The sequence below is a fragment of the Pedobacter ghigonis genome (genome assembly GCF_903166585.1).
GTDB lineage: Bacteria > Bacteroidota > Bacteroidia > Sphingobacteriales > Sphingobacteriaceae > Pedobacter > Pedobacter ghigonis.
The window spans coordinates 19,080-31,861 of sequence record NZ_CAESCM010000010.1 but is presented as its reverse complement, the minus strand read 5'-3'; the positions used below and the strand labels follow the sequence as shown (position 1 = coordinate 31,861).

The window sequence follows — 12,782 nt, the reverse complement described above, 5'->3', positions numbered from 1 at the left end:
TACTTTCCCCTTAATAAGAATGGCTAATTTAAAAGAAGTAAGAAACCGGATTGCATCGGTACAATCAACACAGCAAATCACCAAAGCTATGAAAATGGTTTCGGCGGCTAAGTTGAAACGTGCTACCAACGCAATTATCGCTTTACGTCCTTATGCAACTAAACTGAAAGAGATTTTAGGTAATCTATCAGCAAGTTTAGAAGGCTCTTCATCACCTTTTATCCAGGAACGTGAGCCCAATAAGGTTTTAATTGTTACAGTATCATCAAACCGTGGTTTGGCAGGTGCTTTTAACATGAACGTAATTAAAGCGGCCAATAATTTAATTGCTGAGAAATATAGCGAACAGTTGAAAAACGGTAACGTAAGCATTATTTCTATCGGTAAAAAAACTCAGGATTTTTACGAGAAACGCAAGTACAATGTTATCGGTAACAATAACGAAGTATTTTCGGCCTTAACTTTCGAAAATGTAACTAAAATTACAGACGCGATTATGGCTGGTTTTGTTAAAGGTGAGTTTGATAAAGTTGAGGTGGTGTATAACCGTTTCAGAAATGCAGCTGTACAGTTTATCACTACAGAGCAGTTATTGCCTTTACCAAAAGCTGAACAGGCGGCAGAACAAAAAGAAGAGAAGAAAACAACTAACGTTGATTATATCCTGGAGCCTTCTCAAGAAGAAATTGTTGAGCAGTTAATCCCTAAATCAATTAAAATCCAGTTGTACAAAGCCGTGTTAGATTCTCACGCTTCTGAGCATGGTGCGCGTATGACGTCGATGGATAAAGCAACTGAGAATGCCGGTGAGTTATTGAAAGCATTAAAACTTTCTTACAACCAAGCGCGTCAGGCAGCAATTACAACCGAGTTAACAGAGATTGTAAGTGGTGCAGCAGCATTAGAAGGATAACACTAAGTTTGGAGTTCAGCGTCCTTAGTTTGGAGTCTGAGCAAGCAAAAAATACAAAGCCCATTTCTTAATTGAGATGGGCTTGGTTATTAGTATGAATTTCGTAATCCATAATTATTATGTTTTTTCAGGATTAATAAATTGTTATGATTGTCAGAAAGCAGCTGGATTATGCTTTGGCCAGACTTTTTAAGGGAAAAGCATTTATTATTTTCTGCCCAATGCAGATAAAACTTATCTTATGCGTTAAGGCAAACAAAATGTGTACTTAAACACGCTTAAAAAAAGAAGCCCATTTCGGTTAAGAAATGGGCTTACTGTTTTCTACTGGTTACTATAAGTTTTCGAGCGTAGAACTAATGCCTAATTCACCATGGGCTCCAAGTTGGATTTTAGTGTTGTTATCTATTGAGAGTATGTTATGCATGGAGTCTTTTTGCCAAAACATTTCATCAAAACGAAATGCTTTTCCTTTCGCAATACCGCTAATGTTTGTAAGCTGCAATAAATTTCCCGTAGCCTGTAATTTAACATAAATAGTATCAGAGAGTCCGTTTGGTTTTAATACTGATCTAACTGTATTAACAGGGAGGTTTACGTAAGAATTCAGATCCAAATCGAACTTACTGTTATTTTTGATTTGGTAACTAATGTCTCCTGGAAGCACTCTAATTTTAGTCTTGCTTGTCTTGTTGTAGACAGTTAGACTTACTTCAAAAATACCTGAAGTTTTGTACTGATGCTCAGTTTTACTTCCTTTGGTTTCAGTAGTTCCATCTCCATAGTTCCAGACATAATTGTTGCCTGCAATCGAATCTTTTGCATTCAGCTCAATTGACTGTGTTAAATACAATGATCTTTTTTTAATATTAAAATCGGTTGTACTAATTTCTGGAATGGATTGTTTCTTGCACGCAGCTAAGAAAAACAGGGCAATAGTTAACCCTAATAAGCTTTTAAATTTCATGATGTAGTGATTTTATTTGTGTGTGGCCAAAGCTAATTAAATTTTATAACTAAAGGTTTAATTGATAAAATAAATATTCGGATAATTAGTTGAATTTGTAGGTTGATATGTACTTAGATGTATTTTGTGTTGCCTTGCGATTTGTTTGCGCACAAGAGCTTAATTGCGATTTTTGTCTTCGACTTAGTTAGTGGCTTTTAATATCTTTGTAACCTAACATCTGGTTATGAAAAAATACATATTCATCGTACTATCGCTTATTCCATTCTTTGCTCAGGCCCAAAACCCGGCAAGAGATTACACCAATGCGGTACTTTGGCAACAAACATCAGGCGAATACCGGGCTTTATGCTTTCAGGCCTACAACTTTGCGCGTTTATCACTGAAAGAGGCTGTATGGGCAGATACAAGTAGAAAACCCAATTGTGTAATTGTAGATATTGATGAAACCGTTTTAGATAATTCGGCTTTTCAGGGACATGAAATAAAAAAAGGCTTAAGTTATAATCCTGCAGACTGGACCACCTGGACTAATTTAGCACAGGCTGATACTGTTCCGGGGGCGTTGACTTTTTTAAAGTTTGCTGCAAGCAAAAACATCGAAACTTTTTATGTAAGCAACCGTGATGAAAAGGACTATGGTGCAACATTGAAAAACCTGCAGAAATTTGGTTTCCCTTACGCCGATGATGCACATTTGCTGGTTTCGAAAGGTACTTCCAACAAGGAGCCACGCAGGCAAAAAATAGCAGAAACGCATAACATTTTAATGCTCTGCGGCGATAATCTGAGCGATTTTTCGAATGTTTTTTACCGCGAAAATAAAAATACAAATGAGCAGGTAAACTTAAACCAGCAGCTTTTTGGTGTGAAATTTATTGTATTACCCAACCCGATGTATGGCGATTGGGAAAAGCCTTTGTATCAGGGCGAAAACCTATCTGACAAGGATAAAGCAAAACAACGTTTAGAACGATTAAAAAGTTACTAAGTTTATATAATTATTCAGCAATAAGTATTACTTTTGCTGCATCATAAAAATAAACATTATGGAGAACAACGAATTAAAGCACAATACAGAAAGTATGCAAACGGCTAACCAGCCAGGAATTTATAAATTAATGATTTTTGGTGTACTGGTTTGCATGGTGGGTACTTATGCGCGTTTCGCTTACGATTCATGGCAAGTATCTTTGGCTTCTTGGATCGTTTTGTTTATCGGTGCAATTATCGCCATTAAAGGTGTATTCAAAATTTTAGATGCATAACATATTTTCTCTCTAAATAATAAAGCCTGTCTTGTTCATTCATGACAGGCTTTTTTGCTTTTATCCTTTTCCAAAAAAAAATATTTTTTAAGTTAAATAGGGCTTTTTGCATTCAAATGGCCTGTTTCTCGCCTTCCCGCTTAACGCTTAACGCATCACATAAAACTAACGCGGGTTACCTTAAAGCAATTTTGGTATAAAGGGAAAAACGCGGTATAAAAATAAAAGATGCCGCAACTTCACTGGCCAGAGAAGATAATTTCACACAAATGATTAACCCATTAGAACCACTAAATCATGAAAAGGATTATTATTGCTATGGCCGTAGCCGCATGTTTATTCGGCTGCCAGAATGCTGAAAAAAAATATGGATCAGTAGCCTCAACTGAGGAAATCAGTAGCGGAGAAAGTGCAGACAGCACCAGTACGGTTGCTCCTAAAATCATTAAAACTGCCGATATGCGCTTCCGCGTTAAAGATGTGCAGAATACCAAAGAAAAACTGAGTCAAACCATCAAAGCACAGGGAGGCACTGTAGCGGAGTTCTCCATTCAGAGCGTTATCCAGGAAAGCCAGAAGGTTAAACAATCGATCGATTCGCTTAAAGAAATTACTTCATACCGTACCGAAGGTTATCTGGTAGCTAAAGTGCCATCAGAAAAGCTCGACGATTTTACCAATGCCATTGCTAAAATGGCGGTATTTGTCGATAACCAATCGATGAAGATGGACGACCAGAGTATTGCTTATCTGGCCAATAAACTCAAAGCCAATAACAGGGTAGAGGCTGTTGAGCGTATTAATAAAATGGCGACTAAAAAGAGCCCGAATGTGGAAACATCGCTATTTATTAAAGATGATTATGTTGACCGTAAAATCGAAAATCTGCTGATTGATAGCCGCGTAAAATACAGTACCATTACACTCAATTTTTATCAGGATAACACAGTTAAAACCATGATTGTAGCCAATGATAATGTGTACGATTATAAACCGGGTTTTGCAGATCGTTTTTGGCTAGGCCTGGTAAACGGCTGGACCATTTTTAAGGAAATTATCCTTGCCCTTTCTAACTTATGGATGTTAATACTGGTTGGTGTTGCAGTATTTTTTGTAGCCAGGTATCTGATTAAAATGAATAAGCTGACAACTGATTTAGCTACTAAGAATCTGATTGATCAGGCCAGACAATAACTTTTATTTACAGGTCGCTCTCTAATGGTTCGTGTTACGCACGGACCATTTTTAATTTATTAATGACGAACTTTCCTAATGGTTTGTGTCTGTACTGACCATTTAAACTAACCCTTAAGCTTACCTGTAGTTTTCTTTATTCCTGTAACCTTAGTTTTATTATCGCTCACAAAAGATTCCCAGCCTGAGTAAGTTTTAGATTTGCCACCAGTGGTAATTTTTTGAAACGAATGGCAAACGGCAACTGCCAACCCATCTGTCGCATCTAAAAATTCGGGTGTTTCTTTAAAATTTAATAACCTTTGCAACATAGCTGCAACCTGCTCTTTAGTGGCGTTTCCGCTGCCCGTAATGGATTGTTTGATCTTTCTGGGCGAATATTCTGTTACCGATACATTTCTGGATAAGGCAGCAGCTATAGCTGTTCCCTGCGCACGGCCTAATTTTAGTAATACCTGAATGTTTTTGCCATAAAAGGGAGCTTCAATTGCCAGCACATCGGGTTTATACTGATCAATTAAAACAACTGTTTTTTCGAAAATGCGTTGAAGTTTAAGAAAAGGATCGTCGAGATGGGTCATTTTTACCACCCCCAAACTAATCAGCTCTGTTTTATTTCCCTTTTCTAAAATAACACCATAACCCATCACCGCGGTGCCCGGGTCGATGCCCATAATAACCCGTTCCTTTTTTTCGTTCAACATTACAGCAATATTAAGCATATTTGCACTCTAAAAAGACAAGTTTGACAGGCAAGAACAAAAAAATATTATCACTGCTTATTAAAGCGGCCATTGTGCTGTTCGCCTTTTGGTTTATTTACCACAAGCTTGTTGCCAATAAAAACCTGAGCGATTTCGGTACGCTGCTAAAAGATATCGATCAGCTCGAAATTACTGCAGTAATCGGACTGGTAGTGCTCCTAATGTTTGTAAACTGGCTGCTGGAGGCGGCAAAGTGGAAATACTTAATGAGCCACATCGAAGCCATAAGTTTTTACCGGGCCATTGAATCTGTTTTTTGTGGTTTAACAATGGCTATTTTTACCCCAAACCGTTTGGGTGAATATGGAGGCCGGGTATTTTTCCTTTCTCCCAAAAGACGGATTGTAGGTGTGGTAGCCATGAGTGTTGGCAGTATCGGTCAGCTGGTACTAACCAATGTTTTTGGGGCAATTGCGGCTTGTTTTTTCATCTACCGCGTCATTCCAATCGATCGTGTACTATTTATTGCTGTAGTTTTTCTAGCTGTATTCTTCTGCCTGTTTTTTATTGTTTTCTATTTCAATATCAAATGGTTAAATGGTATTCTGTTATCCTTTAAGTTTACCCGTAAATACAAAAAGTTCTACAGTATTTTAGGCCGGTACCGCCGAAGAGAACTGTTACGCATTATTGGTTATTGTATGGCGAGGTATCTGGTTTTCAGTTCGCAATACTTTATTTTGTTTATCTGGTTAATACCCGGTTTGCACTATGCCGATATTGTAATGATGACTTGCTTGTTGTTCCTGGTCCAATCGGCTTTACCTTCGTTAGATTTGTTCGATGTAGGCATTAGAAGTGTTACCGCTGTTGAATTGTTTAAGCATGTAACCGATCAGCATGTAGCCGTTATTGCATGTACAGCAAGTATTTGGCTCATAAATATTATAATTCCTGCTATATTAGGCGCTTATTTCGTTTTTAAACTCAACTTTTTTGGAAATCTTAAATCTAATTAGTCTATTATCCGCTGCATTAACCCTCATTTATGCTTTTCTGGTGCTTAATTTTATCAGAGGATGGCATAATTTAACTTATTTTACTCCCGAAAAGTCAGATCCACAAACCAAGGTTTCGATTATTGTAGCTGCCCGGGATGAGGAAGCTAACATTAATAAAACGATCGATGATTTGATTGCCCAGACCTATCCAAAGGTGTTGACCGAAATCATCATCATCGACGATCATTCTACCGACCGTACTGCAGAAATTGTATTGAGTTATGCAGGCAAAAATGTAAGGTTGATTAAACTTAATGAGGATAGAGCCCTAAATTCATATAAAAAGAAAGCCATACAAACGGCAATAGGTACCTGTACCGGCGATTTAATTGTAACCACTGATGCCGATTGTAGAATGGGCGAAAACTGGCTGGCAACGATTGTACAACTGTTTGAGCAGAAAAAGTATAAAATGATTTCCTCCCCGGTAGCCTATTTTCAGGAAAAAAGTTTTTTTGAAAGGTTGCAATCACTTGAATTTTTGTATCTGATTGGTTTAGGGGCATCGACCATTGGTAATAAACAACCTTCTACCTGTAATGGTGCAAACCTGGCTTACGAGAAAACAACTTTTTACGAGGTTGGCGGTTTTCAGGGGATTGACGATCTGGCATCAGGCGATGATGAATTACTGTTGCACAAAATTGCCGCGAAATATCCCGATCGCATTGGCTTCCTTAAAAACAGGGAGGCTATCGTATACACACACGCCAAAGAAAATTTAAGTGCTTTTATTCAACAACGCAGGCGTTGGGCTTCGAAAAGTACCCGTTATAAAAACAAAGGGATTATTGTGCTGGGCGTACTCATCTGGATTTTCAACCTCAGCATACTCTCCAACTTTATTACCGGATTATTTATCCCTGGTTTTTTAACGATCACATTTTATCAATTATTGGTTAAAATGGCTTTAGAAAGCTTATTTTTATGGGATGTAACAGGCTTTGCAAAAAGGCGGAGTTTACTCATTTTAATCCCGGTGTTAAATGTGCTGCACATTTTATATATGGTGTACATTGGCATTGCCGGAAATAGCGGAAAATACAATTGGAAAGGCAGAATGGTTAGATAATGGATAACAGCCCGTCAAAAAAAGTATGGTTAAAGTTTAAGCGGAATAAGTTTGCCTTTGCCGGACTGGTTTTCATCTTACTGCTGATGGTGATGGGCATTGCGGGTTATTTGATTATGCCCGATGATTCTCCGGATGCGAACGTACAAACTTTACAGTTAAATAAAAAGAAACCCGGAAGCACCTTTACTTTTCTCATTACGGGCAGGAACCCAAAGGTAGAAAAGGTTGGGTTTTTCGAAAGGATGTTGTTTGGGCAAACACCAACTTTTAAAAGCATTCCGATTACGGGGTATAAAATAGCAGGAGAAACCGTTTTTGTTCAGGAGTATATCGGCGATGATGAAAAGGCTAAGGCAACCCAATACGCACTGAGCGATTTATGCCCGGATTGCGTTATACCATCTAAAGCGGGCACACCACAATCTCTATTCGAAAAAAATAATATTTACAGGCAGACTTACCTTTTAGGAACAGATATTTATGGCCGCGATTTATTAAGCCGGATAATTTTAGGTATCCGCGTTTCGCTATCGGTGGGTTTAATGGCTGTACTCATCTCGCTCTTTATTGGGGTGAGTTTGGGTGCAATAGCAGGCTACTTTGGTGGGCGTATAGATGCTGCCATTAGCTGGTTTATGAACGTAGTATGGTCTCTGCCTTCTCTTTTGCTGGTTATTGCTATATCGTTTGCTCTGGGAAAAGGTTTTTGGCAAATTTTTATCGCTGTAGGTTTGTCTACCTGGGTAGATGTTGCCCGGTTAGTACGCGGACAGGTTATGGCGCTTAAAGAAGTTGAATTTGTGGAGGCCGCAAGGGCGCTGGGTTTTAGTACCAGCAAAATCATTATCAAACATATCTTACCCAATATAGCCGGTCCTATTTTGGTCGTCGCTTCTTCTAATTTCGCCTCGGCAATATTATTAGAAACCGGTTTAAGCTTTCTGGGCTTTGGGGCGCAACCACCTATGCCAAGCTGGGGCAGTATGATTAAAGAGCATTATGGTTATATTATTATGGATGCAGCATATCTGGCCATTTTGCCTGGTTTAGCCATTATGCTTACAGTTTATGCCTTTAATGTGCTGGCTATAGGCCTGCGCGATGCTTTTGACGTTAAAGGTCAGAATGTAACTGTTTAAGCCTAAAAAATATATAATCAAAAGCCATGTTGAGCCTGTCGAAAGATGAGCTTAATGGTGTATTAAAGAATTTCGATAGGCTCAACGTGACAAACTTATATCTCCGGTTACCCTAACAATCTTTTAAGCTGTTGCGCTAAGGGTATTGCCCGAAACCGTTAATGCATAAACTTTTAATGCACTGGTAGTCCCTCCATCGTTTGGTTGAGCTAAAATGCTGCCCGTTGTGGTGTATCTCGAACTGTGCAAAGCACATTGTATGTAATTGCTGGCCTGAATAAAGCTTAATGCGCCGCCCTGGTGTGGACAGGCCGCTTGCGTAGCTACAAATGAAGTAGATGCATTTCCGGTTGCCGTTCTGATAAACAGGATCCCGCTTACTACAAGTGATGCACCTACGGTGAGTAACTGCGTAGTCAGATCAACACTGGCTGTTGTACCTGGGGGAACACCGCCACCATTTGGTTTGCTGGGTTCGGGCGAATCGCTCTTTTTGCCACAGGCAGAAAAACAGGCTCCGGTGCATACCATGGCAACACCCAAGCCTAAAGATTTGATAAATTCGTTACGTTCCATAATTTTTTTAGTTAGTTTATTTAAGATTAACAATGTTTATCAGCGGTACTTAAATTACTGGGCTTTTTCTTTTTTCTTATCGAAAGAGAACCTGCGGGCAATACTAAAACCCCAGCGATATTGGCCTTTAGTCCATGAAGTATTGGTATCGCTTATAAACTGCGATTCCTGTATGGCCGTTGCATTGGTGAAATTGAGGTGGAAAATATGCCCGCCGGTTTCGAATTCCAAGCCTGCACCTAGTGTATTGTAATATTTATTGCCCCAAAGGTTTTCGAGGTAAGCCTTTTTGGTATCGTCTCTAAAAGGTAAGGTGTAATCGGCTACAAATGCCATGCGTTTGGTGATTTTAATACGACCACCTACCGAAAGGGCAAAAAGATCATTCTGATCGCCAAAAACGGTAAAATTCCGGTGTACATACGATGGCATGATTAACATCGAAAAACCTGGGCTGAACTTACGCGCAATTACCGCCTGAACTACGTACACAAGCCGATCTTGAAAATCGCTGTATGCAATAGCTGAAGTAGGATCGGTACTGGCTTTTACTGCCGATACCGTGGTGCTGCCAAACAGGGTAACGCTTACCGGTATTTTTTCATCACTGGTTTGTCTTAACAACCGGTATTTAAGGTTTCCCTCATACAACTGAGTAGCCGGACCTGCACCTTTTGCCCTGGCAATGCCAACAGAAAGATCATCGCTGATTCCGTATTCAAAACCAATACGGATATCAGTAGATTGATCCAGTCCAAAGAAATTTTTAATGCCCCCGCTTTGCCCCGCAATGTCACCAAAGCGGTGATCTACCCTAAAATCGAGCTCGTTTTTAAAAATGGTTTCGTTGGTTTGGATGTTAATCAACTTTGGTGATTTAAAAGTTGCGCTCACCCTGGTTTTTGTTGCTGGCATTTGCAATGCTTTTTCTAACGAATCTTGTGCAAAGACTGTTGAAGATAGGCCCAGGCCCATGATTAATAGTGTGCTGTAAATTTTCATCATGACTTAATTTTTTGTAGAATAAACGGCATTGATTTTAACATCAACTACTTCGGCAATTTTTGCAATTACAATGGTTGGTATTTTGATTTTGTGATCTTCGAGTTTAACCCTGAAAGCTGCACTTGCCGTAACAGCGCTGGCGGTAACGGTAATTTTAGCCTGGGTTTGATAGATTTTGCTTACACCATGTATCTGTAAATTACCTTTTACGGCTACGTTGTATGTTCCGGGTTTAGAAAAGTCAATTGGATCGATTATTTTACCTTTAAAATCGGAAGTGGGATAGGTATCGCTCTCCATGTAATTCTCATTAAAATGCTCTTGCATCAGTTTCTTTTTAAACTGGAAACTGTTGTTATTGATTTTAAAGATTATTTCGCCGGTTTTAACATTGATGCCCGAAGCAGCTGTTTTGCTGGTTGCATCAATATCTTCCATTGGTGCTTTAGAGAAGAAAGAGATGGTTACATCTTTGCTGATAAGCATTTGGGCGTGAACGGCTGCAAACGCCGAAACCAGAATAAGCGTGATCAGTAGTTTTTTCATGGCTTTCCTATTTAGTTTGCTGGCATTCCTCTATCGTACCAGGCAGTTAATAATTGCTTCTCTCTTGCTGTTAAGTTGCCACCCACTGGCATGGTCATGGTTACAAGGGTGTTGGTTTTTACCCGAGGGTCGGCAATAACCGATTGAATTCCGTTAAAGGCCCACGATCCCCGCTGGACGCCGCCGGGGCCATGGCAGTTATTGCATTTTGTGGTTAAAAGGGCTCCTACGTAATTGTTATAGCTTACATTATCGGTAGTTACTCCATTCGGATTACTTTCAGTAAGCTCATCGGCTTGTTTCTTCGAGCAGGCAAAAAGCGTTAAACTGAACGCAGTAATGCATAAGTAAAGGGTTATTTTTCTCATAGTGGTGATTTAGCGAATAATCAATCTGTTTTCTTCGTCATGCTTCAATCAATTGGTTATTGATTAAAGCTGCTATTAGCGGAAGCTTCAATTACCGGATAAAGGGTTAATGGCACGTTTTGTTAATTAAGTTTCTTAATTGTATTACGGCAGGGATTTTGGAAAGGTTGCCCTAAACCCATATTTTTTTGCAAAAAAAAGTCCCCGATCGTTTTTACACGTCGGGGACTTCATCAAAAATGATTTTTGTTTAGCCTATCTCCAGGCTTTATACTGGTTAATCAATCCGTTGGTAGAACTGTCATGGCTCGAAACTTTTTCATTTCCGTTTAGTTCAGGAAGGATTTTCTTGGCCAATTGTTTACCCAGCTCAACACCCCACTGATCGAAACTAAAGATGTTCCAGATAATGCCTTGTACAAATATTTTATGTTCGTAAATTGCAACTAAGCTACCTAAAGTATAAGGGGTTACTTTTTTCAACAAGATAGAGTTGGTTGGACGGTTACCTTCGAAAACTTTAAAAGGTGCAATTTTTTGGATCTCCTCTTCCGATTTACCTTCTTTTTTAAGCTCAGCAATAACTTCTTCTTCGGTTTTACCGTTCATTAAAGCTTCTGTTTGCGCAAAGAAGTTAGATAAAAGGATCGGGTGATGATCACCTAACGGATTTAAACTTTGTGCCGGTGCAATAAAATCGGCAGGGATAATCCGGGTGCCCTGGTGTATCAACTGGTAAAAGGCATGCTGACCATTTGTACCTGGCTCTCCCCAGATAATCGGACCGGTTTCGTAATCCACTTCATTACCGTTTCTATCTACATGTTTACCGTTACTTTCCATATCGCCTTGCTGAAAATAAGCTGCAAAGCGATGCATGTACTGGTCGTAAGGTAAAATAACCTGTGTTTCGGCATTATAGAAATTAATGTACCAAACACCTAATAATCCTAATATTACAGGCAAATTGCTTTCAAATTCGGCGTTTTTAAAATGATTATCGGCTGCATGTGCACCAGCAAGCAATTGTTTAAAATTATCGAAACCGATGCTCAATGAGATAGATAAACCAATAGCGCTCCATAAAGAGTAACGGCCACCAACCCAATCCCAAAACTCGAACATATTTGCGGTATCGATGCCAAAAGCAGCCACATCTTTCGCATTGGTTGATAATGCCGCAAAGTGTTTGGCAATATCACCTTCTTTAGCACCTTTTTCTAAAAACCAGGTACGTGCAGAATGTGCATTGGTCATGGTTTCTTGTGTGGTAAATGTTTTAGAAGCTACCAGGAATAAAGTGGTTTCTGCATTTAATCCAGCTAAAGTTTCGGCAATGTGTGTGCCATCAATATTCGAAACGAAATGAATGTTTAAATGATTTTTATAGTGTTTTAAAGCTTCGGTAACCATTACAGGGCCCAAATCTGAACCACCAATACCAATGTTCACAATATCGGTAATGGCTTTGCCGGTATAACCTTTCCATTCGCCGCTGATGATGCTATTGCTAAATTTTTCCATTTTAGCCAATACTGCATTAACATCGGGCATTACATCTTTGCCGTCAACCAAAATTGGCGTATTGCTTAGGTTACGTAAAGCAATGTGAAGCACCGAACGGTCTTCCGTTTCGTTAATTTTATCGCCACTGTACATCGATTTAATGGCTTCATCGAGTTTACATTCGCGTGCTAATTGAATTAATAGCGCTAATGTTTCGTCGCTAATGCGGTTTTTACTGTAATCGAGTAAAATATCCTCAAAAAAAACAGAAAATTTATTGAAACGATCTGCATCTTCAGCAAAAAGATCTTTAATGCTTTTCTGATTAATATCTATAAAATGATCGGCTAAGTATTTGTAGGCCTCAGTTTCTGTGAAATTTACTTTAGGTAACATAATCTTGGGTTTTTTGTAAAAGTAATAAAGCAAAAATTTAAAATGGTCTTTTTAGTGTTCAAAA

14 protein-coding genes are annotated in these 12,782 nt (G+C 39.0%); 7 read left to right on the top strand and 7 right to left on the bottom strand.

Annotation, left to right across the window (positions count from 1 at the left end):
* Positions 1–19: 19 nt before the first annotated feature.
* Positions 20–913, top strand: a complete 894-nt coding sequence (gene atpG / locus HWV58_RS14930) for an ATP synthase F1 subunit gamma (protein ID WP_175634870.1) — start codon at positions 20–22, stop codon at positions 911–913.
* Positions 914–1,247: 334 nt separating this feature from the next.
* Here the strand turns inward: atpG and HWV58_RS14925 are convergent, their stop codons facing one another.
* Positions 1,248–1,880 (bottom strand): PKD domain-containing protein, encoded by a 633-nt coding sequence (locus HWV58_RS14925; RefSeq protein WP_175634869.1) that lies wholly within the window; start codon positions 1,878–1,880, stop codon positions 1,248–1,250.
* Between the two features lie 226 nt (positions 1,881–2,106).
* On the opposite strand from HWV58_RS14925, the gene HWV58_RS14920 reads away from it, so the two are divergent.
* The 3 genes from HWV58_RS14920 (at position 2,107) to HWV58_RS14910 (ending at position 4,342) form a co-directional block, all read left to right on the top strand.
* The gene (locus HWV58_RS14920) at positions 2,107–2,871 is read left to right on the top strand and encodes a 5'-nucleotidase, lipoprotein e(P4) family (protein ID WP_175634868.1); all 765 of its coding nucleotides are present in this window, start codon (positions 2,107–2,109) and stop codon (positions 2,869–2,871) included.
* Between the two features lie 58 nt (positions 2,872–2,929).
* Positions 2,930–3,148: a hypothetical protein gene (locus HWV58_RS14915; RefSeq protein WP_124560565.1), complete on the top strand. Its 219-nt coding sequence runs from the start codon at positions 2,930–2,932 to the stop codon at positions 3,146–3,148.
* Between the two features lie 297 nt (positions 3,149–3,445).
* On the top strand, positions 3,446–4,342 hold the full coding sequence (locus HWV58_RS14910; protein ID WP_235972736.1) for a DUF4349 domain-containing protein: 897 nt from the start codon (positions 3,446–3,448) through the stop codon (positions 4,340–4,342).
* A 107-nt stretch (positions 4,343–4,449) separates the two neighbouring features.
* On the opposite strand, the gene ruvC is transcribed toward HWV58_RS14910, so the two are convergent.
* Positions 4,450–5,046 carry a crossover junction endodeoxyribonuclease RuvC gene (ruvC, locus tag HWV58_RS14905; RefSeq protein WP_175634867.1) on the bottom strand — a complete coding sequence of 199 codons (597 nt, stop codon included), beginning with the start codon at positions 5,044–5,046 and terminating at the stop codon, positions 4,450–4,452.
* Positions 5,047–5,087: 41 nt separating this feature from the next.
* Here ruvC and HWV58_RS14900 point away from each other — a divergent pair, with 41 nt between their 5' ends.
* From HWV58_RS14900 to HWV58_RS14890, 3 genes are read left to right on the top strand one after another with little or no spacing between them, the layout of a single operon-like run.
* The gene (locus HWV58_RS14900; RefSeq protein ID WP_175634866.1) at positions 5,088–6,065 is read left to right on the top strand and encodes a lysylphosphatidylglycerol synthase domain-containing protein; all 978 of its coding nucleotides are present in this window, start codon (positions 5,088–5,090) and stop codon (positions 6,063–6,065) included.
* Positions 6,043–7,179, top strand: coding sequence for a glycosyltransferase family 2 protein (locus HWV58_RS14895; protein WP_175634865.1), 1,137 nt, complete (start codon positions 6,043–6,045; stop codon positions 7,177–7,179). The genes HWV58_RS14900 and HWV58_RS14895 overlap by 23 nt, the downstream gene beginning before the upstream one ends.
* Positions 7,179–8,321, top strand: a complete 1,143-nt coding sequence (locus HWV58_RS14890; RefSeq protein WP_175634864.1) for an ABC transporter permease — start codon at positions 7,179–7,181, stop codon at positions 8,319–8,321. The genes HWV58_RS14895 and HWV58_RS14890 overlap by 1 nt, the downstream gene beginning before the upstream one ends.
* A 123-nt stretch (positions 8,322–8,444) precedes the next feature.
* Here the strand turns inward: HWV58_RS14890 and HWV58_RS14885 are convergent, their stop codons facing one another.
* The 5 genes from HWV58_RS14885 to pgi all read right to left on the bottom strand — a co-directional run bounded on the left by HWV58_RS14885 (position 8,445) and on the right by pgi (position 12,718).
* Complete coding sequence (locus tag HWV58_RS14885; RefSeq protein ID WP_175634863.1) at positions 8,445–8,897, bottom strand: QcrA and Rieske domain-containing protein; 453 nt, start codon at positions 8,895–8,897, stop codon at positions 8,445–8,447.
* A 54-nt stretch (positions 8,898–8,951) separates the two neighbouring features.
* Positions 8,952–9,902 carry a DUF5777 family beta-barrel protein gene (locus HWV58_RS14880; RefSeq protein WP_175634862.1) on the bottom strand — a complete coding sequence of 317 codons (951 nt, stop codon included), beginning with the start codon at positions 9,900–9,902 and terminating at the stop codon, positions 8,952–8,954.
* Between the two features lie 3 nt (positions 9,903–9,905).
* Positions 9,906–10,448, bottom strand: a complete 543-nt coding sequence (locus tag HWV58_RS14875; protein ID WP_175634861.1) for a YceI family protein — start codon at positions 10,446–10,448, stop codon at positions 9,906–9,908.
* Positions 10,449–10,459: 11 nt separating this feature from the next.
* The gene (locus HWV58_RS14870) at positions 10,460–10,816 is read right to left on the bottom strand and encodes a hypothetical protein (protein WP_175634860.1); all 357 of its coding nucleotides are present in this window, start codon (positions 10,814–10,816) and stop codon (positions 10,460–10,462) included.
* A 255-nt stretch (positions 10,817–11,071) separates the two neighbouring features.
* Positions 11,072–12,718, bottom strand: a complete 1,647-nt coding sequence (pgi, locus tag HWV58_RS14865) for a glucose-6-phosphate isomerase (protein WP_175634859.1) — start codon at positions 12,716–12,718, stop codon at positions 11,072–11,074.
* Positions 12,719–12,782: the final 64 nt, after the last annotated feature.

Bases quoted from the DNA above. Each gene is read 5' to 3' on its own strand.
- HWV58_RS14880 (WP_175634862.1), bottom strand. From the start codon at position 9,902: ATGATGAAAATTTACAGCACACTATTAATCATGGGCCTGGGCCTATCT.
- HWV58_RS14915 (WP_124560565.1), top strand. From the start codon at position 2,930: ATGGAGAACAACGAATTAAAGCACAATACAGAAAGTATGCAAACGGCT.
- HWV58_RS14875 (WP_175634861.1), bottom strand. From the start codon at position 10,448: ATGAAAAAACTACTGATCACGCTTATTCTGGTTTCGGCGTTTGCAGCC.
- HWV58_RS14870 (WP_175634860.1), bottom strand. From the start codon at position 10,816: ATGAGAAAAATAACCCTTTACTTATGCATTACTGCGTTCAGTTTAACG.
- pgi (WP_175634859.1), bottom strand. From the start codon at position 12,718: ATGTTACCTAAAGTAAATTTCACAGAAACTGAGGCCTACAAATACTTA.
- HWV58_RS14890 (WP_175634864.1), top strand. From the start codon at position 7,179: ATGGATAACAGCCCGTCAAAAAAAGTATGGTTAAAGTTTAAGCGGAAT.
- HWV58_RS14920 (WP_175634868.1), top strand. From the start codon at position 2,107: ATGAAAAAATACATATTCATCGTACTATCGCTTATTCCATTCTTTGCT.
- HWV58_RS14885 (WP_175634863.1), bottom strand. From the start codon at position 8,897: ATGGAACGTAACGAATTTATCAAATCTTTAGGCTTGGGTGTTGCCATG.
- HWV58_RS14910 (WP_235972736.1), top strand. From the start codon at position 3,446: ATGAAAAGGATTATTATTGCTATGGCCGTAGCCGCATGTTTATTCGGC.
- atpG (WP_175634870.1), top strand. From the start codon at position 20: ATGGCTAATTTAAAAGAAGTAAGAAACCGGATTGCATCGGTACAATCA.
- ruvC (WP_175634867.1), bottom strand. From the start codon at position 5,046: ATGTTGAACGAAAAAAAGGAACGGGTTATTATGGGCATCGACCCGGGC.
- HWV58_RS14925 (WP_175634869.1), bottom strand. From the start codon at position 1,880: ATGAAATTTAAAAGCTTATTAGGGTTAACTATTGCCCTGTTTTTCTTA.